21 protein-coding genes are annotated in these 22,705 nt (G+C 71.8%); 13 read left to right on the top strand and 8 right to left on the bottom strand.

Annotated elements, in window-relative coordinates:
* Window positions 1-4: 4 nt before the first annotated feature.
* From ACZ60Q_RS16170 to ACZ60Q_RS16135, 8 genes are all read left to right on the top strand, one after another.
* Window positions 5-1,261, top strand: a complete 1,257-nt coding sequence (locus ACZ60Q_RS16170) for an MFS transporter (protein ID WP_469634111.1) — start codon at window positions 5-7, stop codon at window positions 1,259-1,261.
* A gap of 49 nt (window positions 1,262-1,310) precedes the next feature.
* Window positions 1,311-2,591, top strand: a complete 1,281-nt coding sequence (locus ACZ60Q_RS16165) for an ATP-grasp domain-containing protein (RefSeq protein WP_469634110.1) — start codon at window positions 1,311-1,313, stop codon at window positions 2,589-2,591.
* A 5-nt stretch (window positions 2,592-2,596) separates the two neighbouring features.
* Window positions 2,597-4,039 carry a condensation domain-containing protein gene (locus ACZ60Q_RS16160; RefSeq protein WP_469634108.1) on the top strand — a complete coding sequence of 481 codons (1,443 nt, stop codon included), beginning with the start codon at window positions 2,597-2,599 and terminating at the stop codon, window positions 4,037-4,039.
* Window positions 4,030-5,268 carry an ATP-grasp domain-containing protein gene (locus tag ACZ60Q_RS16155; RefSeq protein ID WP_469634105.1) on the top strand — a complete coding sequence of 413 codons (1,239 nt, stop codon included), beginning with the start codon at window positions 4,030-4,032 and terminating at the stop codon, window positions 5,266-5,268. The genes ACZ60Q_RS16160 and ACZ60Q_RS16155 overlap by 10 nt, the downstream gene beginning before the upstream one ends.
* 64 nt (window positions 5,269-5,332) lie before the next feature.
* Window positions 5,333-6,589 (top strand): ATP-grasp domain-containing protein, encoded by a 1,257-nt coding sequence (locus tag ACZ60Q_RS16150; protein WP_469634102.1) that lies wholly within the window; start codon window positions 5,333-5,335, stop codon window positions 6,587-6,589.
* Entirely contained in the window at window positions 6,586-7,224 is a 639-nt protein-coding gene (locus ACZ60Q_RS16145) for a pyridoxamine 5'-phosphate oxidase family protein (RefSeq protein ID WP_469634100.1), read from the top strand. The genes ACZ60Q_RS16150 and ACZ60Q_RS16145 overlap by 4 nt, the downstream gene beginning before the upstream one ends.
* A gap of 173 nt (window positions 7,225-7,397) precedes the next feature.
* Window positions 7,398-7,556 carry a hypothetical protein gene (locus ACZ60Q_RS16140; protein ID WP_469634098.1) on the top strand — a complete coding sequence of 53 codons (159 nt, stop codon included), beginning with the start codon at window positions 7,398-7,400 and terminating at the stop codon, window positions 7,554-7,556.
* A gap of 182 nt (window positions 7,557-7,738) precedes the next feature.
* The gene (locus ACZ60Q_RS16135) at window positions 7,739-8,953 is read left to right on the top strand and encodes a helix-turn-helix domain-containing protein (protein ID WP_469634096.1); all 1,215 of its coding nucleotides are present in this window, start codon (window positions 7,739-7,741) and stop codon (window positions 8,951-8,953) included.
* 41 nt (window positions 8,954-8,994) lie between these two features.
* On the opposite strand, the gene ACZ60Q_RS16130 is transcribed toward ACZ60Q_RS16135, so the two are convergent.
* The gene (locus ACZ60Q_RS16130; RefSeq protein WP_469634094.1) at window positions 8,995-9,996 is read right to left on the bottom strand and encodes a hydrogen peroxide-inducible genes activator; all 1,002 of its coding nucleotides are present in this window, start codon (window positions 9,994-9,996) and stop codon (window positions 8,995-8,997) included.
* Window positions 9,997-10,130: 134 nt separating this feature from the next.
* Here ACZ60Q_RS16130 and ACZ60Q_RS16125 point away from each other — a divergent pair, with 134 nt between their 5' ends.
* The gene (locus tag ACZ60Q_RS16125) at window positions 10,131-10,685 is read left to right on the top strand and encodes a peroxiredoxin (RefSeq protein ID WP_007452441.1); all 555 of its coding nucleotides are present in this window, start codon (window positions 10,131-10,133) and stop codon (window positions 10,683-10,685) included.
* A gap of 12 nt (window positions 10,686-10,697) precedes the next feature.
* Window positions 10,698-11,234 (top strand): alkyl hydroperoxide reductase, encoded by a 537-nt coding sequence (locus tag ACZ60Q_RS16120; RefSeq protein ID WP_469634091.1) that lies wholly within the window; start codon window positions 10,698-10,700, stop codon window positions 11,232-11,234.
* A gap of 143 nt (window positions 11,235-11,377) precedes the next feature.
* On the opposite strand, the gene ACZ60Q_RS16115 is transcribed toward ACZ60Q_RS16120, so the two are convergent.
* From ACZ60Q_RS16115 to ACZ60Q_RS16100, 4 genes are all read right to left on the bottom strand, one after another.
* Complete coding sequence (locus tag ACZ60Q_RS16115) at window positions 11,378-12,763, bottom strand: AI-2E family transporter (RefSeq protein WP_469634088.1); 1,386 nt, start codon at window positions 12,761-12,763, stop codon at window positions 11,378-11,380.
* A 166-nt stretch (window positions 12,764-12,929) separates the two neighbouring features.
* Window positions 12,930-13,643 carry an aggregation-promoting factor C-terminal-like domain-containing protein gene (locus tag ACZ60Q_RS16110; protein ID WP_469634085.1) on the bottom strand — a complete coding sequence of 238 codons (714 nt, stop codon included), beginning with the start codon at window positions 13,641-13,643 and terminating at the stop codon, window positions 12,930-12,932.
* A 388-nt stretch (window positions 13,644-14,031) separates the two neighbouring features.
* Window positions 14,032-15,354 (bottom strand): PhoH family protein, encoded by a 1,323-nt coding sequence (locus ACZ60Q_RS16105; protein ID WP_469634082.1) that lies wholly within the window; start codon window positions 15,352-15,354, stop codon window positions 14,032-14,034.
* 405 nt (window positions 15,355-15,759) lie between these two features.
* Window positions 15,760-16,521, bottom strand: coding sequence for an isoprenyl transferase (locus ACZ60Q_RS16100; protein WP_469634969.1), 762 nt, complete (start codon window positions 16,519-16,521; stop codon window positions 15,760-15,762).
* A 263-nt stretch (window positions 16,522-16,784) separates the two neighbouring features.
* Here ACZ60Q_RS16100 and mgrA point away from each other — a divergent pair, with 263 nt between their 5' ends.
* Window positions 16,785-17,834, top strand: coding sequence for an L-glyceraldehyde 3-phosphate reductase (gene mgrA / locus ACZ60Q_RS16095; RefSeq protein ID WP_469634080.1), 1,050 nt, complete (start codon window positions 16,785-16,787; stop codon window positions 17,832-17,834).
* Window positions 17,835-18,265: 431 nt separating this feature from the next.
* Window positions 18,266-19,447, top strand: a complete 1,182-nt coding sequence (locus tag ACZ60Q_RS16090) for a winged helix DNA-binding domain-containing protein (RefSeq protein ID WP_469634078.1) — start codon at window positions 18,266-18,268, stop codon at window positions 19,445-19,447.
* A gap of 158 nt (window positions 19,448-19,605) precedes the next feature.
* Here ACZ60Q_RS16090 and ACZ60Q_RS16085 read toward each other — a convergent pair whose 3' ends face one another.
* The 3 genes from ACZ60Q_RS16085 to ACZ60Q_RS16075 all read right to left on the bottom strand — a co-directional run bounded on the left by ACZ60Q_RS16085 (window position 19,606) and on the right by ACZ60Q_RS16075 (window position 22,089).
* Window positions 19,606-20,052 (bottom strand): hypothetical protein, encoded by a 447-nt coding sequence (locus ACZ60Q_RS16085; RefSeq protein ID WP_469634075.1) that lies wholly within the window; start codon window positions 20,050-20,052, stop codon window positions 19,606-19,608.
* Between the two features lie 148 nt (window positions 20,053-20,200).
* Window positions 20,201-21,010: a class I SAM-dependent methyltransferase gene (locus ACZ60Q_RS16080; RefSeq protein WP_469634072.1), complete on the bottom strand. Its 810-nt coding sequence runs from the start codon at window positions 21,008-21,010 to the stop codon at window positions 20,201-20,203.
* 143 nt (window positions 21,011-21,153) lie between these two features.
* Complete coding sequence (locus ACZ60Q_RS16075; protein WP_469634069.1) at window positions 21,154-22,089, bottom strand: prepilin peptidase; 936 nt, start codon at window positions 22,087-22,089, stop codon at window positions 21,154-21,156.
* A gap of 104 nt (window positions 22,090-22,193) precedes the next feature.
* Between ACZ60Q_RS16075 and ACZ60Q_RS16070 the strand changes: the two genes are divergently transcribed.
* Window positions 22,194-22,592, top strand: a complete 399-nt coding sequence (locus ACZ60Q_RS16070; RefSeq protein ID WP_469634066.1) for a DUF192 domain-containing protein — start codon at window positions 22,194-22,196, stop codon at window positions 22,590-22,592.
* The last annotated feature ends 113 nt before the right edge of the window (window positions 22,593-22,705 follow it).

Genomic DNA, 22,705 nt, shown 5'->3' with positions numbered 1-22,705 from the left:
GACCATGTCCTTGACCAAGCAGCGGGACTTCCGCTTCTTCTGGGCGGCCCAGACGGCAAGTACGTTCGGCGCCAACATGAGCCGGGTCTCGCTGCCCCTCCTGGCCGCGACGATGCTGGCCGCCACCCCCTTCCAGATGGGGCTGCTCCAGGCCGCGCAGACCATCGCCTTCCTCCTCATAGGCCTGCCGGCGGGCACGCTGGTCGACCGGATGCGCCGACGGCCGATCCTCATCGCCTGCGACGCGCTGCGCGCGCTCTTCCTGCTGTTCCTGGTCATCGGGTTCGCCCTGGACCGCGTGGACTTCACCGTGCTGATGGCGGCGACCCTGGCGATCGGCTTCGCCACCGCCTTCTACGAGATCGCCTACCAGTCGTACATCCCGGCCGTGGTGGGCCGCGCCCACCTCGTCGAGGGCAACGCCAGGCTGGAGAGCACCAACGCGGTGGCCCGGCTCGCCGGCCCCACCCTCGGCGGCTCGCTCGTGCAACTCCTGGGCGCCACGCTCGCCGTGGCCTCCCAGACCGTCGGCCATGTGCTGTCGGCGCTGCTGGTGACACGGATACGTACCGTCGAGGAGCGGCCACCCCGCGGGGAGCGGCCCCGGATGGCGGCCGAGATCAGCGGCGGTCTGCGGTTCGTGCTGCGACAGCCGGTGTTCCGGGCCATCACCGGCTCGGCCGCGACGTACAACTTCTTCTACGCGGTGATGCTGCCGCTGATGATGCTCCTGCTGGTCGAGGAGCTGAAGCTCCCCGGCGCGACCGTCGGTGTGCTGATGGCGGTCAGCGGACTCGGCGGCATCCTCGGTGCGGCGGCGTCCGGCCGCCTCGCCCGCCGGTTCGGGCAGGTGCGCGTCATGTGGCTGGCGTACCTGGTGACCGTACCGACCACCCTGCTCATTCCGCTCACCCACGGCGGTTGGGGGATCGCGCTGTTCGCCGTCCCCTGGTTCACCGTCAGTTTCGGCATCGTCGTCTACAACGTCGGACAGGTCAGCATCCGGCAGGCCTTGTGCCCGCCGGACATGCTGGGGCGGATGAACGCCAGCGTGCGGTTCATCGTCTGGGGCATCCTCTCGCTGGGCGCGCTCACCGGCGGCGCCCTCGGCGAGTGGATCGGCCTGCGCGGCGGGCTGTTCGTCGCGGGCGTCGGCATGACCGCCGGGGTCCTGTGGCTGCTCCTGTCCCGCCTGGTGCGGATGCGTGATCTGCCCGCCGAGGAGCCGCTGCCGGTCGCGGACCCGGCCCCCTCCTCCTGACGAGCCCCCGAAACCGACCGGCCCCGAAGCCTGACCAAGGAGCACCCTCATGTCCGACCGGAAGACTCCCCGTTACGTGGTCTTCGTCGAGTCCCCCCTGACCGGCGCCGGCCAGGACTGCGCCCGGTTCCTGCTGGAGCAGGGCGTGACCCCCGTCGTGGTGGCGGCCCGGCCCGCGGCCATGGCTCCCTCGCTGATCCGCGACTACGCCGAGCTCGGCGTGGACGTCCGCGCCTGCGACACCCACGACGCCGCCGCCGTGGCCGACGCCTGCCGGGAGATCGCCGCGGACGGCGAACTCGTCGGTGTCGCCTCGGTGTACGAGTACTACTGCGACATGGGGGCCCAGGTGGCCGCCCTGCTGGGGCTGCCCGGCCCCGACCCGGCGGCCGTCGCCGCCTGCCGCTCCAAGGCCTCCATGCGTGCCGCGATGGCCGCGACGCCCGGCCTCAACCCGGGCTTCGAGGTCTGCTCGTCGGCGAAGGAGGCCGCGTCCGCCGCGTCGTCGATCGGGTTCCCGGTGGTGGTCAAGCCGCTGGACCTCACCGGCAGTCTGTGGGTCCGCCGCTGCGAAACGGCCGAGGAGGTCGGCGAGATCACCCGGGAGATCATGGGGATCGGCGACTACCTCGGCCAGCGGGTCGCCCCCCGGGTGGTCGTCGAGGAGTACGTCCCCGGCGCCGAGTACTCCGCGGAGGTCATGCACGGCAAGGTCCTCGGCCTCACCGAGAAGATCTGCAGCCCTCCCCCGCTGTTCCTGGAGATGGGCCATATCTTCCCGGCGGCGGTCACGGGTGACCGGGAGCGCCTGCTCGTCGAGAGGGCCGAGCAGGCCGTCAAGGCGATCGGGCTGACCTGGGGCCCCGCCCACGTCGAGCTCAAACTGACCGCCGACGGCAAGGACGCCCGGGTCATCGAGGTCAACGGGCGGATCGCCGGTGACCGGATTCCCGAGGCGGTACGGATCGCGAGCGGCGTCGACATGTGCCGCCTCCACATGACCGCCCTGCTGGGCGGCACCCCCGACCTGAACGTCGTGTGCGACCGCACCGCGGTCGTCCACTTCCTGATGTCGGCGCCGCTCGGCCGCCTGGACGCCATCGACGGCGTCGCCGACGCGCGGGCCGTGGAGGGCGTGCACGAGGTGCATATGCGTCCCGGCGTGCAGCCGGGCATGGTCTACCGGGCCAACGGGTCCAACCGGGACCGCGCCGCCTGGATCATCGCCGAGGGGGCCGACCGCGACGAGGCGCTCGGCCGCGCCGTGGCGGCGGGCGGGAAGCTGACCTTCACCTGGGCGCCGGTGGACGAGTCCGAGGTCGGGGGCTAGCCGTCGTGCCGACCACCCCCGAGTACCGCCCGGTGCGCTTCGCGGCGGGCGAGGCGCACCGGGCGCCACTCACCTGGAGCCAGCGGTACTACCTGGCCGAGACGGACGCCGCCCGGCCGTCGGGGCGCGGGCTCGCCATCAAGAGGCTCTACGAACTGCGGCCCGGTGTGGGCGAACAGGACGTCGTGGCGGCCCTGCGGGAGCTGCTGCACCGTTTCGAGGGCCTGCGCAGCACGGTCGACCGCGAACCGGCCGACGCGGCGGCCGGGCCCGCCCAGCGCGTCCACGCCGAGGGCACCCTGCGTCTCGCCGTCCACGACGTGGCCGGCGGGACGGAGACCGCTGTGGTGGCCTCCAGCGTGCTGGACGGGCTGGCCGGGACGCCGTTCGAGGTCTCCGAGGAGTGGCCGGTGCGCGCGGCACTGATCGGCCGCGCGGGCTCGCCCCGTTTCCTGGCGCTGGTGTTCAGCCATGTCGCCGTGGACGCGTTCGCTCTGCTGCCGGTCACCGACCACCTCGTCCTCGCCGTCGCCGTACGTCATCCCGAGTGGCCGCCCGCCCGGAGCCGGGACGCGGGCCGCAGCCCTCGCGAACAGGCCGCCGCCGAAGCGGCCGAGCCGGCCCGCCGCACGGCGGAGCGTGCCCTGCGCCGAGCGGCCGAGGTCCTCCGTGCCATGCCGGCGGCGCTCCCCGCCCCGGACGTCCCGGACCGTTCCTCCTGCGCCGACCGGTACCGGTTCCTGTCACGCACCTCGCCCGCGCTGGACCTGGCGGCCGGCGCGGTGTCGCTGCGCACGGGGGAGAGCGTCGCCACCGTGCTCGCGGCTGCCATGGTCGCGGTCGACGCCCATCTCACGGACAGCCCGACGGGGTACCTCCAGTTGCTCGCCGCCAACCGGTCGCGCCCCGAGACCGTCAACGCCGTGGTGCCCTGTTCCCAGCCCGTGCCGTTCTGTGTGCCGGTGGCGGGCTCGGCCTTCCCCGAGCTGGTCGGTGCCACCGCCTCGGCCACTCTGGGCGCGCTGCGCTCCGGCTCGTACCCACCGGACCGGCTGGCCGCGCTGCACCGTGCCGCCGAACGGGAGCGGGGGGTCCGCCTGGACACCACGCCCACGTTCAACTACCGGCCCCGGGCGAGCGCCCTGCTCCGCCGCGACGTCGTCGCGGCGGAGCTGGAGGAGTCCGCCGCGGCCGGTGTCACCCGCTGGGTTCCCAGTGATCTCCTCTGGCGGTCCACCCGCTATCTGAGCGCCGACGTGAGCGAGTCCGGCATCCGGCTGGTGCTCCAGGTGGACACCCGGGTGCACACCCCCCGCTGGGCCGAGCGCTGGATGGCGGCGCTGGAGCGGTTGCTGTGCGCGGCCGCGACCCGGGAGGTGACCGCGGAGGAGCTGCGGCACGTGGTGAGAGATTCACAACCGACACATCAGGAGTCGAGATGTCGCTGAGTGGTACGCAACGGTCCGTGGTGCTGGTCGGTGCCGGTGTCATGGCGGAGGGCTATCTCCGCGCGGCCCAGCGGATGGGCCTGCGGGTGGGCCTGGTGGAGACCGTCGCCCGGCATGCCGAACTGGTGTCCCGGTTCCCGTGTGTCGTCGACTTCGAGCCGGTGGAGGGTGTCGCGGCCCGGGACGAGTCATGGCTGCCCCCGGCGATGACGCTGGCGCACCGGCTGGCTCCGGACGCGGTGCTGGGGTTCGCCGAGCCGCACGTGCTCGCCACGGCGATCCTGCAGCACCGGCTCGGCGTGCCCGGGCCGGGCCTCGACGCCGCCACGGTCTCCCGCAACAAGGCGATGCAGCGTGGCGAGTTCGACCGCGCGGGCCTGCCGCAACCCGCTCACCGGCACACGGTACGGCTGTCGGACGCCGCCGAGTGGGCCCTGGAGAGACTGCCCGTGGTCGTCAAGCCCGTGTCCATGCAGGGCAGCATGGGAGTCGAACGGGTCGACACCCCCGAGCAGTGGCGGGACGCCGTGCGCCGCCGCGACGACGAGGGCCCTCTGCTGGTCGAGCGCTACGTCGAGGGGCCGGAGTACAGCATCGAGGCGCTGGTCCGGGACGGGGAGGTGCTGTTCACCAACCTGACCCGCAAGGAGACCACCGGAACCCCGTTCTTCGTGGAGCTGTTCCATGAGGCCGGCCACGGCACCCGGCGCCCGGTGCTGCGGAAGGCTGCGGACGAGCTGTGCCGGGGTGTGGTGGCCGCCCTGCGCCTCAGCACCGGGATCGCGCATCTGGAGTTCAGGGCCCGCGCCGAGGACGACCTCCTGATCATGGAGGTCGCGGTGCGCACCCCGGGCGACCACATCCTGGAGATCATCTCCCTGGCGCACGACTTCGACGTGTACGAGGCCTGTCTGCGGATGGCCCTGGGCGAGCAGCCGCGGCTGCCGCCGGCCGGCCGGGACCCCGTGCGCTCCGCGGGCAGTCTGTTCCTGGGCGCCGATCGGGCCGGGGTCCTCTCCGCGCTCGACCTGTCGGACTGGGCCGCCCGGAAGGACGTGGTCCACCATGCCGCCCGGCTGACGCCCGGCACGGCCGTACGTCCCGCCGAGAACTCCGGGGACCGGCTGGCGTACGCGGTGCTCGCCAGCCCGGGGGCGGCGGAACTCGTCTCCCTGGCCGAGCGGTTGCGGGCGACCGCCCGTGTGGAGATCACCGACGCCCCTGTCTGAGCCGCGCCCGGGCTCGGCCCTCGCACCCGCTCTGAACCCAGCACGCACAGGACAAGGAAGACCTATGTCAGCAGAACGAGTCTTGATCATCGGCGGCCGGATCGAGAACGTACGCAAGGCCGTGGAGCAGGGCCTCGGCGTCGTGTACCTCCAGCAGCCGGGGCAGTTCACCCCCGAGCACGCGAAGCTGGTCGACGCGGCCTTCCTTCTCGACTTCGCGGACTGGTCCGTGGTCGAGCCCATCGTCACGGCCGCCCACCAGGCCTACGGCTTCACCCGGGTGGCCACCACCGGTGAGGCGGGCGTGGAGGTCGCCGGGCGGATCAACGACCTGCTGGGTCTCGGCGGCGTCTCCCACGAGGTCGCACGGCGGCTCCGGGACAAGCTGAGCATGCGCGAGCACCTCGCCCGCGTCGGGGCTCCCACGGTGCCGGCGGCCGAGGTGAGCGACCGGGCGGCGCTGGAGGCGTTCGGCGCCGCGCACGGCTACCCGTTCATCGTGAAGCCGGTCGACGGCATCGCGAGCCTGGGCGTCCAGTTGGTGCGGGGGCCCGGGGAAGTCGGCGCGGCCTGGGACCGGATCGGCGAACTGCGCTCCTCCGAGCACCAGTTCGTCCAGTACTTCCCACTGGACCGCTTTATCGCCGAGGCCTATGTCGAGGGGCCCGAGTTCAGCGTCGAGGCCTTCACCTTCGAGGGCCGGCATGTGGTCGTCGCCGTCACGGAGAAGCTGACCGACGGCAACTTCGTGGAGGCGGGCCATGTGATCCCGGCCCGGATCGACGCGGATGACGAACGCGCCGTCGAGGCGGCCGCCGTGGAGTTCCTGGACGCCGTGGGGGTGACGCACGGCCCCACCCACACCGAGCTGCGGCTCTCCCCGGACGGACCCCGGGTGATCGAGTCCCACAACCGGCCGGGCGGCGACCGGATCAGAGATCTGGTGGAGGAGGCGTACGGCTTCGACATGGAGGCGTACACGGTCGCCTGGCCGTGCCCCGGACTGCCGGCCCCGGCCGGGCGGCTCCCGCTGGCGCAGGCCGCCGCGACCCGTTTCCTGACCGCCGGGCCCGGGGTGGTGTCACGGATCGAGGGCGTCGATGAGGCCCGCGCCCTCGATGGGGTCGTGGAGCTGGATCTCCAGGTGTCCGCCGGGGACGAGGTGGCCGCGCTCAGGTCCAGTTGGGACCGGATCGGCCAGGTGATAGCGGTCGGTGCCGACGCCGACGCGGCCCTGGCGACCTGTGACGAGGTGTGCGCTTCGACGGTCGTCGTCACCGGGGAGGGCGCGGCGGACGCAGCGCCCGCGACGGGCCGGTGAGCTACTCCGAGATCACCTCCCTGGAGGAACTGCGCGAGGTGGTCGGACCGGCCCCGCGCAGGGTGTTCGACAAGGCGTCGGCGACGCTGCGGGACGTGGACCGCCAGTGGCTGGAGCGATCTCCCTTCTGCCTGCTCGCGACGGCGGCGGCGGACGGCACGTGCGACGTCTCCCCCAGGGGCGATCCGCCGGGGTTCGCCCATGTCGTGGACGAGAGAACCCTGGCGATCCCGGACCGGCCGGGCAACCGGCGGGTCGACAGTTGGCGCAACGTCCTCGACAACCCACGGGTGGGCCTCGCGTTCGTCGTACCCGGCCGACCGGACACGTTGCGGATCAACGGCCGCGCGAGGCTGCTTCGGGACGCGCCGTTCTTCGACCTCATGACGGTCCGGGGCAGCAGGCCCCGGCTCGCCCTGCTCGTGGAGGTGGAGGAGGTCTACTTCCACTGCGGGAAGTCCTTCCTGCGCGCCCGGCTCTGGGACCCCTCCACCTGGGCGCCGGACGCCGTGCCCTCGCGGGCCCGGATCTCCCACACCACGGAGTGGACCGACACGCCGCTGGACCAGCTGGAACGCCGTTACGGTCCCGAGTACGAGCGGCACCTTTATCCGAAGCCGCCCGAATCCGCATGACAAAGCAGGAACTTGCCACACGGTGTCAATCTCTTGTCAATCCCTTTGCCCATACGCCCGCCAGCCATCTAGTGTTCGAATCGACCCGCGCGACCGGGGCTCCGCCACTCCTTTCGGCCGGACGCAGCGGTCGATGGCGTGGGGCTGAATCATGGACAGCAAGGAGCCGGATCGTGAAGATCGACAAGCTTGTCAAGATCGCCGCCGGGGGGCTGGCGGCCCTCGCCCTGTCCGCCAGTTTCTCGCTGGGAACCGCGCCCGAACGTCTCATCGGCGCGGCCGTGAGCACGCAGTCCGAGGGTCAGCCGATCGGCAACATCGACTGGCCGTAGGGGCCACCGGCCCGGTGACCGGTCCGGTGGCCACCGGACCGGTTGCCAAGCTCGGGTCAAAGTTTGCCAAGCCGCCCATGGCATGGAACTATCGGAAGCCAGTATCCAAGCCCGCCTTGAGGTCGGCTTGAAGTTGTCCTGTCGGGGGACAAGGCACCACGTGTTCCACGCAGAGGTGGAAGTTGCTCGAGCAGCCAGCATTCGGTAGACGCCTGCGCCAGTTGAGGCAGGAACGCGGCAAGTCCCAGGTCCAACTGACCGGGCCTGGGATGTCCGCCACCTATCTGTCGCGCCTGGAGTCCGGCAGCCGCCGGCCGACAGAGCGCTCGGTCGCCTACCTGGCCGAGCGTCTCGGCGTTCCGGCCGAGAGCTTCGAGAGACAGCCCGGGGAGAGCCTGACCGACGCGGTCGCCTCCGTCGCCGCGCTCTCGGAGCGGGAGGTCGACGAGGAGGCGGCGGGCATTCTCGTCGAGGCCCTGAACTCCGCCGAGGAAGCCGACCCCGCCATGCGCTGGCACGCACTCGCCCAGCTAGCCAGGTGCTACGAGGCACTCGGCGACTTCCCCCGTCAGCGCGGCACCCTGGCGCACCTGAGCGAGCTGAGCGACGACATGGGCCGGCCCGCGCTCCAGGTCCGGGCCCAACTACGGCTGGCGCGCTGCGCCCGCAATCTCGGCGACGCGGAGGCGGCCCGCACGGCCGTGCGCCAGGTGCTGGCCATCAGCCAGGCGCACGGCGTCCGGATCTCCTTTTCCGACCTGGTGCGCAGCAAGCTCGTCCTGGTGTCGGCGGAGGCGGAGTTGGGCGATCTCGCGGAGGCCGCCCACCTCGTCGACGAGGTACGCGAGTCACTGGGGGACACCGACGGGGCGCTGGCGGCCGAGGTGCTCTGGACCGCGGCCACGGTCAGCACCCGGCAGGGCAACCACAGCCGCGCCTTCGCCTTCCTCCTGGAGGCCTTGGGGGCCCTCGGCGGCCGGGACGACCTGGTGCTCTGGATCAGACTGCGACTGGCCGCGGCATCCCTGTCCATGCAGGCCATGCCGCCCGGGCTCGCCGAGGCGGAGTCCTTCCTCGACAGCGTCGAACCACTGCTGAAGGTCACCGGCCCGCTGCGGCACTGGCACGAACTCCTCTTCCTCAAGGCCAAGCTCGCCTACCACCAGGGGGACATCGCAAGCGCCACGGAACTCGTGGCCCGGGTCGAGGAGAGTGCCCAGTCGCTCACCTACCGCGACCAGGTGCGGCTGAAGGTCCTGCGCGGCGTGCTCGACCTGAAGGCCGGCGACCAGGAAGCGGGCAGTCGGCTCAGGGAACTCGTCTCCCAGGTGGAGACGACCAATATGCCTGATCTCGCGGCCGAGATCTGGCGGACGGTGGCCGAAATCTCGCTCTGAAAGCCCCGGGGAGGGCGCCGCCGGCCCCGGGGAGGGCGCCGTCAGCCCCGGGGAGCACCGTCGGACTTCTCCACCAGCCGCACCGGCAGCGGTCGCATCGCCTCGCGCAGGGCGGCCGCGAACTCCTCGAACTCGCCGCCCCGCGCCGACCCGGTCCGCATCGCCAGCGCCACCCGCCGGGTGGGCGCCGGGTCCGCGAAGTACCCGGTGGCCAGCGCCTCGCTGCGGCCGGTCTCCACCGTCACCGCGGTCCGGGGCAGCAGCGTCACCCCGAGCCCACCGGCCACCAGCTGCACCAGGGTCGAGAGCCCGGCGGCGGTCGTGGTCACCGGCGCGCCCTCGGTGCGGCCCGCCTCACGGCAGATGTCCAGAGCCTGGTCACGCAGGCAGTGCCCTTCGTCCAGGAGCAGCAGCGGCAGTTCGCGCAGCGCGTCGCGCGGGATGTCCGCCCGGCCGCCGAGCCAGTGATCCTGCTCCATCACCAGCACGAAGTCCTCGTCGAACAAGGGGATCTCGCTCACTCCGGGGACCCCGAGCGGCACGGCGAGCAGGAGCAGGTCGAGCCGCCCGGTGGCGAGACCTTCCAGCAGTGAGGAGGTCTGCTCCTCGTGGACCTGGAGGTCGAGGTCCACGTAACGCTCGTGCACGAGGCGGAGCACGGTGGGCAGCAGATACGGGGCGACGGTCGGGATCACGCCGAGCCGGAGCACTCCGGTGAACGGGGCCCGGACCGCCTCCGCCTCCTCCATCAGCGCGGCGACGGCCTCCAGCACCGCCCCGGCCCGCACCGCGAGCCGCTCTCCCGCGGGCGAGAGCAGCACCTTGCGCGTCGTACGCTCGATGAGCTGGACACCCAGCACCTCCTCCAGGGCGGACACCGCTCCGGAGAGTGCGGGCTGACTCATCCCGATCGCTGCTGCCGCGTCCCGGAAGTGCAGGTGTTCCGCCACGGCCATGAAGGCGCGCAGCTGCGACAGGCTGGGCTGCTTGGTGGCCGGCTTACCGGACTGCTTGGGGCGTATGCCCTGATTACCCTGGCCCACTGATAGGCACCTCCGATCATTTCGACCGAGTGTAGCTATTTCCGTGATCAATGCACTCTGTGTCAAGGTGGAACTCGTCCAACCCTCAGGAACTCCCCCAAAAGGGGAATTCCAGACGTTTGCAAGGAGAGCGCGTGCTCACTGTCGGTGACAAGTTCCCCGAGTTCGACCTGACTGCTTGTGTTTCGCTGGAGAGCGGCAAGGAGTTCGAGCAGATCAACCACAAGACCTACGAGGGCAAGTGGAAGATCGTCTTCGCGTGGCCGAAGGACTTCACCTTCGTGTGCCCCACCGAGATCGCCGCCTTCGGCAAGCTGAACGAGGAGTTCGCGGACCGCGACGCCCAGGTCCTCGGCTTCTCCGGTGACTCCGAGTTCGTGCACCACGCCTGGCGCAAGGACCACCCGGACCTGACCGACCTGCCCTTCCCGATGCTCGCCGACTCGAAGCACGAGCTCATGCGTGACCTCGGCATCGAGGGCGAGGACGGCTTCGCCCAGCGCGCCGTCTTCATCGTCGACCAGAACAACGAGATCCAGTTCACGATGGTGACCGCCGGTTCAGTGGGCCGTAACCCCAAGGAGGTCCTGCGGGTCCTCGACGCCCTGCAGACGGACGAGCTGTGCCCGTGCAACTGGACCAAGGGCGAGAACACCCTCGACCCGGTCGCGCTCCTCTCGGGCGAGTGAGCTGATATCGACATGGCTCTCGACGAACTGAAGTCCGCCATACCGGACTTCGCCAAGGACCTGAAGCTGAACCTCGGCTCGGTCATCGGCAACAGCGACCTCCCGCAGCAGCAGCTGTGGGGCACCGTGCTGGCCTGCGCGATCGCCTCGCGTTCGCCGAAGGTGCTGCGCGAGCTGGAGCCCGAGGCGAAGGCCAACCTCTCCGCCGAGGCGTACACCGCGGCGAAGTCGGCGGCCGCGATCATGGCGATGAACAACGTCTTCTACCGGACCCGGCACCTGCTGTCGGACCCGGAGTACGGCACGCTCCGCGCGGGCCTGCGGATGAACGTCATCGGCAACCCGGGCGTGGAGAAGGTCGACTTCGAGCTGTGGTCGCTCGCCGTCTCGGCGATCAACGGCTGCGGCCAGTGCCTGGACTCCCACGAGCAGGTGCTGCGCAAGGCCGGCGTGGACCGTGAGACCATTCAGGAAGCCGTCAAGGTCGCTTCGGTGATCCAGGCGGTCGGTGTGACCCTCGACGCCGAGGCCTCTCTCGCCGAGCGGTGACACCGCACCACCCCTGATACGAGAAGAGCCCCGAGGACGACCGACCGTCCCCGGGGCTCTTCTTTTCTTTCTGTTCCGTGCCGACTTCCGTGCCGCCTGCCGTGCCGTCTTCCTTCTCGCCCGCCGTGTCGCCCGCCCTTCCGCTACTCCTGGGGCGGCCGTTTCTCCTGTGCCTGTTCGCCCGGGGAGTCCTGCGGCTCCGGGGGCGTCGGCGCCGGCCCCGCGTCCGCCGGGCTCATCGACAGGGCGGTGGCCCCGTGGTGACCGCCCCGCTCGCCCGGTTCGCCGTACGAGCGCAGATAGCCGACCACCGTGTTGATCACGGCGACCAGCGGTACGGCCACCACCGCGCCGCCGATGCCCGCGACCAGACCGCCGGTGGCCACCGCGAGGACCACCGCGAGCGGATGCACCCGGACGGCGCGGCCGAGGATGAACGGCTGCAGGATGTGGCCCTCGATCTGCTGCACCGCCAGGACCACCACCAGCGCCCACAGCGCGGTCCACACCCCTTCGGTGACCAGCGCGACGACCACCGCGAGCGCCCCGGAGACCACGGCGCCGACGAGCGGGATGAAGGCGAACAGGAAGATGAAGACGGCCAGCGGAACCGCGAGCGGCACATTGAGGACGTAGAGCCCGAAACCGATGAAGATGGCGTCGATCAGGGCGACGAGCACCGTGCCGCGCACATACGCGGTCAGGGTGCGCCAGGCGCGCGGTCCGGCGCCGGCGACCCCGGGGCGAGCCGCGGCGGGCACCAGCTTGAGCGACCACTCCCAGATGCGCCGGCCGTCGTAGAGCAGGAACAGCGTGGAGAACATCGCCAGCAGCAGCCCGGTGAGGAACTCCACCATCACGGTGACGCCCTGGAGCCCGGCGGAGGTGATCTCCTCGGTGTTGGTGCCGATGGTGTCGTTGAGGTTCTTGGCGATGTCGTTGATCTGCGACTCGGTGACGTGGAAGGGGCTGTCGAGCACCCAGCGCTTCAGCTCGTCGATGCCGTCGCGGACCCGTTCGGAGAGCGTGTCGAGGTTGTCCATCACCTGCCACACCACGAACCAGCCGACCAGGCCGATGATGACGAACCCGAGCACGGCGGTCACGGCGGTGGCGAGCCCGTGGGGCAGCCCGAACCGCTTGAGCCGGACCACGGTCGGCTGGAGCATCGCGGTGACGAGCAGCGCGGCGGCGAAGGCCAGCACCACCAGCTGGACCGCGCTGATCACCCGCATCAGCACCCAGAGCGTCCCCGCGAGGACGAGAAGGCGCCAGCCGGCCTCGGCGGCGACCCGCATCCCCCACGGGATCGCCGCCACCGGATCCGGCTTCGCCGCGACCGAGGGGGCGTACGAGGGCGGCGCGGGCACCTGCCCGGTGTCATCGGCCTCCGGGACGGCGGGGGCTCCTCGCGCCGCGAGGGGGTCTTCGTCCTCGGCGGCGGCGCGCGCCCGTCGCTCGTCCAGCCGCGTACTCAGCTCCGTCAGTTCGGACCCGAAGCGGCCCAGCCAGCCCGGCAGTTTCGACATGCTTGCGTTCCTTCCCCCATCTTCGCCACCCAGCGCTCCTCAGCGTTTCCCAACGCTCCCCGGGACCGCCAGGATGCGACCGTACACGCGCGAGGCCCCCCACCGTCTGGACGGTGGGGGGCCTCGCGAGGTTGAGAGGACGGTCCGTAAACTGCGCCCGCTCCCTCTAATACCAGTTGTTGGCCTGCCAGAAGGACCAGGCGCCGCACGGGCTGCCGTAACGGCCGTCCATGTAGCTGAGGCCCCACTTGATCTGGGTGGCCGGGTTGGTCTGCCAGTCGGCGCCGGCGGACGACATCTTGTGCCCCGGGAGCGCCTGCATGAGCCCGTACGCCCCGGAGGACGGGTTGCTCGCGCGGTAGTTCCAGGTCGACTCGTGGTTCACGATGTTGCTGAAGCACTGAAACTGGTCCGCGGGGACCATCTGGCGGGCCATCGCCTTGACGTCGGCCACGCTGTAGGAGCCCTGCGCGGAGAACGAGGCGGCGTCGCGGGTGGAAGAACGGCTGGCGCGCTCGGCGTCTTCCTTCTTCTTCTTCTCCGCCTCCCGCTCGGCCTCGACCCGGTCCTCGGCCGCCTGCTTCTTGGACTTGGCGTCCTTGGCGGCCTGGAGGCGGGCCGATTCCTCGGCCGACTTCTTCGCGGCGGCGTCGGCGGCGGATGCCTGGGCATCGGCCTGCTGCGTCAGCGAAGCGGTCTGGACCTGGGCCTGCTGGCCCGCGGGGATGTCTGCGAGCAGCGTGGTGTCGGCTGCGGCCGCCTCGAAGTTGTTGTCGTCGGGGGCAGGTGTGCCGCCCGCAGCAACGCCTACGACGGCGCCAACGGTGGTGACCGCGGTGGCGGATGCCACGGCGAACCCCCGGACCGAGATCCGGCTCACATGGTGTCCTTCCAGCATCGCCCGCTTAGGTGACCTCGCGGGCGCGTTCGTGCCCCTGACACTGGCCTCCCTACTGCGTGGGTCACGGGAGGCGCGGGCCCGATGGGCAACCCCGGTGAGGGGTTGCCGCGTGGTGCTCGCGGGCGGCATACGGGCGTCTCGTGTTGAGTTGTGTGATGCGTGGCGCCTCTGGAGGTGCCCAAGTGCCGTATGCGGGGCCTGACGGAAGCAAGACTCTGCCGGACGGGAGCGCCGGGAGGCAATTCTGTCTTACGTGGGAAAGGTCACACCCCGTTCGGCCGCTCGGTTTTCCGGAAATGACGGCGCAGCACAATGCCGCCCGGCTAGGGTGCTTGGCCCGCCGGGCGGCATCAAAGGGATATGCGTGTCAGATGTGGCCTTCCTCCAGCATTTCGGTCACCAGCGCGGCGATCGGTGAACGCTCCGACCGCGTGAGCGTGACGTGGGCGAACAGCGGATGGCCCTTCAGTTTCTCGACGACGGCGACGACTCCGTCGTACCGGCCGACCCGGAGGTTGTCCCGCTGGGCCACGTCGTGGGTGAGCACGACACGCGAATTCGCCCCGATGCGGGACAACACGGTCAGCAGGACGTTCCGTTCGAGCGACTGGGCCTCGTCGACGATCACGAACGCGTCGTGCAGGGACCGGCCGCGGATATGGGTGAGCGGCAGGACCTCCAGCATCCCGCGCCCGAGCACCTCCTCGATGACCTCGCGCCCGGCTACCGCCGAGAGCGTGTCGAAGACCGCCTGCGCCCAGGGGCTCATCTTCTCGGCCTCGCTGCCGGGGAGATAGCCGAGCTCCTGCCCGCCCACCGCGTACAGCGGGCGGAAGACCATCACCTTCTTGTGCTGTTGGCGCTCCAGCACCGCCTCCAGGCCCGCGCAGAGGGCCAGCGCCGACTTGCCGGTGCCGGCCCGGCCGCCCAGCGACACGATGCCGACGTCGGCGTCCAGCAGAAGGTCGAGGGCGATCCGCTGCTCCGCGCTGCGCCCGTGGATGCCGAAGGCCTCCCGGTCGCCCCGCACGAGCCGTACGTTGCCCTCGGCGCTCACCCGGCCGAGCGCCTTGCCGCGCTCGGACTGGAGGACCAGACCGGTGTGCACGGGCAGTTCGGCGGCCTCGGGGACGTACAGCGTCTCCTCGCCGAACAGCAGGTCGATCTGTTCCCCGGCGAGGGACAGTTCGCTCATGCCGGTCCATCCGGAGTCCGTGCCGGCGAGCTCCGCGCGGTACTCCTCGGCGAGGAGGCCCACGGAGGACGCCTTGATGCGGAGCGGCAGGTCCTTGGAGACGACCGTGACGTCGTACCCCTCGGCCTGGAGGTTGCGTGCGACCGCGAGAATCCGTGAGTCGTTGTCCCCCAACCGGTAGCCGGCGGGCAGGACGCCGGGATCGGAGTGGTTGAGTTCGACACGGAGCGTCCCGCCCAGATCCCCGAGCGGGATCGGGGCGTCCAGCCGGCCGTACCGGACCCGGAAGTCGTCCAGCCGGCGCAGGGCCTGCCGGGCGAAGTATCCGAGCTCGGGGTGATGCCGTTTGGCCTCCAGTTCCGTGACCACCACGATCGGCAGCACGACTTCGTGCTCGTCGAAGCGGGCCATGGCACCGGGATCGGCCAGCAGGACGCTGGTGTCGAGAACGTAGGTGCGCCGGTCGGGCATGCGGCGCTTGCTGCTGGTCATCACGGAAGGACGTACCCCCTCGGACGAGGTCGGGGAGTGCGACGGACGGTCGCGGAGCTTCCCGAAGGGAGAGGACGGACCGGGATCGGGCCCCTGTGCGCGGGCCGGACCACGGCCACCGCGTCGGCCGCAGACTGTCTACGGTCCTTCGTGTGCAAAGGGCCTCCCGGGCGGGCGGGCTGGGTGCCGCTCACTTGGCTGCGACATCCGCCTGGTTGATGACCGGACGTCGACCTGACAGGGGTATTCCCTTTTCGGCGCGAAGCCATGCCGTCGCATATGACACGGTGTGGAGAAGTCCCGGTGGACGCGTGGTGACCCCCTTGCGTACGCGACGGCTCCCCCGTGGAGGATCTCTGCGGGGGAGCCGTCGGGCAACGCACGGGCGGGAACGGTGTTCAGGACACCTCAGGCCCCGTAGCGGCGGTGGCGGGCTGCGTAGTCGCGCAGCGCCCGGAGATAGTCGACCTTGCGGAAGGCCGGCCAGAAGACCTCGCAGAAGTAGTACTCCGAGTGGGCGCTCTGCCAGAGCATGAAGCCCGAGAGCCGCTGCTCGCCGCTCGTCCGGATCACCAGGTCGGGGTCGGGCTGGCCCCGGGTGTAGAGGTGCTCGGAGATCAGGTCGGTGGAGACGACCTCGGCCAGCTCCTCGAAGGTCGTGCCCTTCTCCGAGTGTTCCAGGAGCAGGGAGCGCACCGCGTCCGCGATCTCCTGGCGGCCGCCGTAGCCCACCGCGACATTGACGATTATTCCGTCGATGTCGGACGTCGCTTCCTGGGCCTCCTTGAGCACCGACTGCGTCTCCGGCGGGAGCAGGTCGAGTGTGCCGACGTGGTGGACGCGCCAGCGCCCGTCCGCGGCGAGGTTGCGCACGGTGTTCTCGATAATGCCGAGCAGCGGCTTCAGCTCGTGCTCGGGCCGGTCGAAGTTGTCCGTGGACAGCATCCAGAGAGTGACGACCTCGACGTCGGTCTCGCTGCACCAGCCGAGCAGCTCGGAGATCTTGTCCGCGCCGGCCTGGTGGCCCTGCACGGCCGATCCGCCGGACGCCTTGGCCCAGCGCCGGTTGCCGTCGAGGATGACCCCGATGTGCTTCGGCACCTGGTCGTGGTCCAGGCGGCCTCGCACCCGGCGCGCGTAGAGCCTGTACACCAGGTCGCGGAAGTTCACTGTGTTCACCCTCTCGGTTCCGTACGGGCCCGGGGCCCGCCCTCCCCGTCGCCGGGGGTCCGGGGGCCGTCCCCCCGCAGGGGATCGCTGCACGGTCTGCGCCGCCCGCGCGATCCCTCGGCGGCCCGTACCCCTACCACTGGCACGGCCGCGCAGGCCTTCGCCGCGCCGCACATCGGCATTCCCCGAAGCCGCCACATTACTGCGATCGGGTCACGGGGGCCCAACCCGGTCTGTCACAACTCCGTGATAAGGAATGAAACGTGACTGATTACCTCTCCCCCGACCTGTACTACCGCGCCGCCGGTTCGCGCTACGACTCCATGGAGTACCGCCGGACCGGGCACAGCGGCCTCAAGCTCCCCGCCCTCTCGCTGGGCCTGTGGCACAACTTCGGCGACGACCGGGCCCTGGACTCGCAGCGGGCGATCCTGCGCCGCGCCTTCGATCTCGGGGTCACCCACTTCGACCTGGCCAACAACTACGGCCCGCCGCCCGGCTCGGCCGAGCTGAACTTCGGCAAGCTCTTCGCCCAGGACTTCACCCCATACCGCGATGAACTGGTCATTTCCACCAAGGCTGGCTATCTGATGCACCCCGGCCCGTACGGCGAGTGGGGCTCCCGGAAGTACCTGCTGTCCTCGCTCGACGCCTCCCTGAAGCGGATGGGCCTCGACTACGTCGACGTCTTCTACTCGCACCGCTTCGACCCGCACACCCCGCTGGAGGAGACGATGGGCGCCCTGGCCTCCGCCGTCCAGCAGGGCAAGGCGCTGTACGTGGGCGTCTCCTCGTACAACGCGGAGCAGACCGCCGAGGCGGCCGGGCTGCTCAAGGAGATGGGCGTGCCGGCCCTGATCCACCAGCCGTCCTACTCCATGATCAACCGCTGGATCGAGGACGACGGGCTGCTCGACACCCTGGAGACGGCCGGGATGGGCTGCATCTCCTTCGTACCGCTCGCACAGGGCCTGCTCACGAACAAGTACCTGAAGGGCATTCCGGAGGGCTCGCGCGCCACCCAGGGCAAGTCCCTCGACCCGGGCCTGCTCTCCGAGGAGGTGGTCCGCCGGCTGGGCGGGCTCAACGACATCGCACGGGGCCGCGGCCAGTCGCTCGCCCAGCTCGCCATCGCGTGGGTGCTGCGGGACAGCCGGATGACCTCGGCGCTGATCGGCGCGTCGAGCGTGAAGCAGCTGGAGGAGAACGTGGCGGCCCTCGCGGGCCCGGCGCTGACCGCCGAAGAGCTGAGGGAGATCGACGCCTTCGCCGTGGACACGGCGGGCACGAACATCTGGGCCGGTCGCGGCTGACGCCGGCTCGACGGGCCTGCGCGCGCCCAACGAGGCTTGCGCGCGAGAACGAGCGGGAACACCCCGGGGCCGCACGGCAACGCCGACGCCGACCCGTAAAAAAACGGGCCGGTCCGTGGGGGGGGATACGGACCGGCCCGAGGGGGGGTTTCCACCATAACCCTTCGTAAGTACTGCCGTGTGCCGCGCCACTCCATCATTACTCTCCGGATTCACCCGACTGCGTTCCGGGCAGGGCCCGGACCGTGTTCCGGGCAGGGCGCACGCGCCCGTCGGGCTCCCGATGACGGCCCCGCTGTCAGCGTCGGACCGGCCCCGGTATCGACCCCGGTATCGACCCCGGTATCGAGGGGTCGCGGTACGGCGTCGCCTTGACGCCGCCGGGGCGACAGAGGACGGAACCTGACCTCTGAGGGCTCTAGTTTCGAAGCATGACGACACCATCCCGTGCGACAACGACCGTGAGCTGGGCCGGGGCGAACGCCCGGAGGCTGGCCCGCCAGCACCTCCACCCGGATGCCGCCGCCACCGCGTCGCCCCTCGCCTCCCCGGGGGCGGCGGTGGCGTCGATGCTCGGCGCGCACGCCCAGGTGCTGTCGGCGGCCGAGCTGTCCGTGGGTCTGCGCGGGGACGGGCTGACCCGTACGGACGTCCGAACGGCCCTGTGGACCGACCGGACCCTGGTCAAGACGTTCGGGCCGCGCGGCACGGTCCACCTGCTGCCCGCGGCGGACCTGCCCCTGTGGACCGGGGCCCTGTCCGCCGTGCCGGCGGGCACGAACCCCTTCCCCAAGGGCGCCCGGATGACCCCGGACCAGGTGGAGGCGGTCGTCGCGGCCGTCGCGGAGGCGCTGACCGGGACGGAGCTCACGATCGACGAACTCTCCGAGGAGGTCATCGCGCGGACCGGGCCGTGGGCCGGGGACCTGGTGATGCCCGGATTCCAGGCGATGTGGCCGCGCTGGCGGCAGGTCCTGCACCTGGCCGGCCACCGGGGCGCCCTCGCCTACGCCCCGAACCGGGGGCGGAAGGCGACGTACACCAACCCCGGGTGCACCCCGCTGCCCGGCCCCGGAGCTCTGGACACCCTGATCGAGCGGTATCTGCACGCGTACGGGCCGGCCACCTCCGTCCACTTCGCCCGCTGGCTCGCCGCGCCGAAACCCTGGGCCGCGAGCCGGTTCGCCGCGCTGGCGGCGGCGGGGGCGATCGAGGAGGTGATGTTCGCGGACGAGGGTCCGGCGTGGGTGGTCGCGGGCGACACCGACTTCCCCGCGTCACCGGTGCGCGGCGTGCGCCTGCTCCCGTACTTCGACGCGTTCACCATCGCCTCCCGGCCTCGCGATCGGCTGTTCCCGGGGGCGGCGTACGAGCGGGCTCTCGCGGGCGGGCAGGCGGGGAACTTCCCGGTGCTGCTGGTCGACGGCACGGTGGCCGGCGTCTGGCACCTGCGCCGCTCGGGCCGCCGGATCACGGTGACGGTGGAGCCGCTGGAGCCCCTGCCCGTGGCCGGGCCGGCAGCACTGGGGGAGCAGGTGGAGCGGGTCGCCGCGATCATGGAGGGGACGGCGGAACTGACGGTCGGCCCGGTGACGGTGGGACCGCACGCGTAGGGCCCGGGGGCGGGGCGCAGGGACAGGGGCGGGCGCACGGGCAGGGCACGCGAGGCGCGCGGGTGGGGTGTACGGGGTGGACCCGGCGACGGGTGAGGGTGCGGGGTGTGCCGGCCCGCGCGGGTCGGAGCGCGGGGGTGTACATGGCGACGGGTGGGTCAGGGGCGGGGAGCGAAGCGGATCGCCATCGTGTCTCCGGCGACCACCACGAAGTCCCCTTCCTCGCACCGGATGACGGCCTGGAGTACCTCCCCGTCGGCGTCCCTCAGCTCCTGGGTGCCCACGACCGTCCAGGCTCCCCCGTACGGCACCGGCGGGAGGAGGACGGGCGGGGCGTGCTGCCACCGGCTCGCCGGTACGCACCAGTCGGGCAGTCTCGGCCAGGCGCCCGGGGTGACGCGCAGCGTCCGGTCGGAGGCGCAGGTCAGCAGGACGGACTGGTCCTCCGAGAGGACGAACTCGACGGCCTCCGGCTCCCCCGCCCGGCCCTCGGGCCGGTAGTAGACCCCGAGGACGGCGGTGATCCTGGCCCCCGTGAGCCAGTCGGCGTTGCCGTGCCGCGCGCGCCCGGCGGGCGCCGCGCAGTCCTCCCTCTCCAGGGCCATGACCGTTCCCCCTCCTTCGCCGTGCCCTTCGCTGGGTGTGCGTCCCGTCGAGTAGGACGGCTGCCCGCACGATCCCGTTGCCTCCGGGGAAGAGCTGAACTGGCGTACGGGGTAAGCGGGTTGACCGGTGGACGGGTCCCGCCCGCCGTCACCGGGGCTTGCGGGCCTCGACGAGGAAGCGGGCGGTGCCGGCGCGGAACGGCCCTTCCGCCTCGATCTGCCGATGCAGTGCGGCCAGTTGGGGCCGGTACCGCTCGACGGTGAATCCGGGCACCATCCAGATCACCTTGCGCAGGAAGTAGACCACCGCGCCGATGTCGTGGAACTCGGTGCGCAGGGTCTCGGAGCGCAGGTCCACCACGTCGAGCCCGGCCGCCGTCGCGGCGGCCCGTGCGTCCTGCGGGCGCCGGCCGCGACGGACGTCGGGCGGCTGGGGGCCGAGGAAGTACTCGACGAGTTCGAAGACGCTGGCCGGGCCGACCTGCTGCGAGAAGTACGTGCCGCCGGGAGCGAGGACCCGCGCGATCTCCCCCCACCACGTGGTGACCGGATGGCGGCTGACCACGAGGTCGAAAGCGGCGTCCCCGAAGGGCAGCGGCGGCTCGTTGTCGTCGGCGACGACGACCGCCCCGAGCGGGTGCAGCAGGGCGGTGGCGCGGGCGATGTTGGGCGGCCAGGCCTCCGTGGCCACGGTGACCGGCGGGAACTTCGGCGCGGCGGCCAGGACCTCGCCGCCCCCGGTCTGGAGGTCGAGCGCGGCGCGGGCCCGGCCGAGCCGGTCGGCCATCGCGCGTGCGTACCCCCAGGAGGGGCGTTCCTCGGTGGCCCGGCCCGCCAGCCAGGAGAAGTCCCATCCGTCCACGGATACGGCGCCGGCCTCGGCGACGAGGGCCTCGAACCGGTCACGGGAGGCCGCGGAGTCGAAGGAGGGGAGGGTGGGATCGGATGGTTCGGACATACGGGAATCGTGTCAGGCGGGCCCGGAGCACGCGAACGAATATCCCCGCGCGGGTGGGCGCCGCCCGGGCCCAGGCGCCGGCCCTCTCCCCGCTCCGTCGCCGGTTCCGCGCCCGCGCGGGTGGGTACTCCCGGGGGCCGTCCTCACCCGGCCAGGGCCCCGAGCAGCAGGCCGGTCAGCGCCCCGCCGATCATGAACGGGCCGAACGGGATGCCGGTCCTGCGCCCCGCGCGTCGCAGGAGCACCAGGGCGAGTCCGTACGCGGCCCCGAAGAGGAATCCGGCGAACCCGCCCAGGAACAGCACGGTCCAGCCGTACCAGCCGAGGGCCACGCCCAGGGAGAGGGCGAGCTTCACATCGCCGAAGCCCATGCCGTTCGGGTTGATCAGGAACAGCAGGAAGTAGAAGCCGCCGAGGGCCAGTCCGCCCAGCAGGCCGGAGGTCCAGGAGCCGGCGTGCCCGGGAAGCAGCGCGGCGCCGCCGAGCAGCAGGACGGCCGCGGCTGCCAGGGGCAGGGTCAGCGGGTCGGGCAGCCGGTGGACCCGGCGGTCGACGACGGCGAGGAGCACGGCGACGGGCGTCAGCGCCAGCCACCCGATGAGCTCGGGCCTGGCCCCGGTGGCGGCGGCGAGCGCGATACAGGCGACCACCGTGATGAGGGGGGCGAGGACGCCGGGGGCGTAGGCGGCGGACGGGCCGGGGGTGGGGGCTCCGCTGCTGCGGCTCGCTTCGGCGGAGGCCGCCCCGGGTCCGGCGCCCGGCCGGCCGACGGTATCGGTCTCGGCTCCGGGTCCGGGCCCGGGTTCGGCTCCGGGTCCGGCCTCCGAAAGCCCGGCGCCCGGCAGGTCGGTGCCGGTGTCGACCCCGGGGATGGCCGAGGTCCCCGGGGCGGCGGCGCAGGGCGCGCACCGGGCCGGCCCGAGCCAGCCTCGGAGCGGGCCGGTGAGCGGGTGCCCCGAGGGGCACGCCGTACGCCAGGGCGCCTCCGGATCGACGGCGAACCGGTAGGCGGCACGCGGGATCAGCAGTCCGGTGACGGCACCCCAGACCGTGGCGAGGGAGAGCAGCACGGCGTCCACGGGACGACCCTAAGGGGCCGCGGGACCAGGGGTCTTGGGCCCGGGGGCCCAGGCGCGGCCGTTCATGACCCGGGCGGGCCCGCCGGGGGCTACGGTCGGTGCCCATGAGGACATGGCGCGATGGCGACGGGACGCTCACGGTCGGCACGGACTCCGGGGCCCGGGAGGTGCCGCTGCGGATAGCGGCCTCGTACCGGGCCCGTACCAAGGGGCTGCTGGGGCGGGACGGGATCGAGGGGGCGATGATGCTCACCCCGTGCGGGAGTGTGCACACCTTCCGGATGCGGTTCGCCATCGATGTGGCGTACCTGGACCGGAAGTTCACGGTCCTGGCCGTCCGCACGATGAAGCCCGGCCGCCTCGGGCTGCCCCGGCCGCGGGCCCGGCACGTGGTGGAAGCGGAGGCCGGGGCGATGGAGCGGTGGGGGGTGCGGCCGGGCGTACGGGTGGAGCCGAGGGCGACGGCCCCCGCCTCCGGGGCCCCCGGAGCACCCGGGGCGTAGGAACGCCTCCCGACGCCGCCGGCGGTCCGGGTCCCGCCGGGCTGGGCTACGGCGCTGACCGAACCGGCTGACACCTGTTGTCCGGGGCGGAACAGTGCAGGCGGCGCGTCCGA

Source organism: Streptomyces sp. NPDC104313 (genome assembly GCF_055583985.1).
This window is presented reverse-complemented; position numbering and strand designations above follow the sequence as displayed.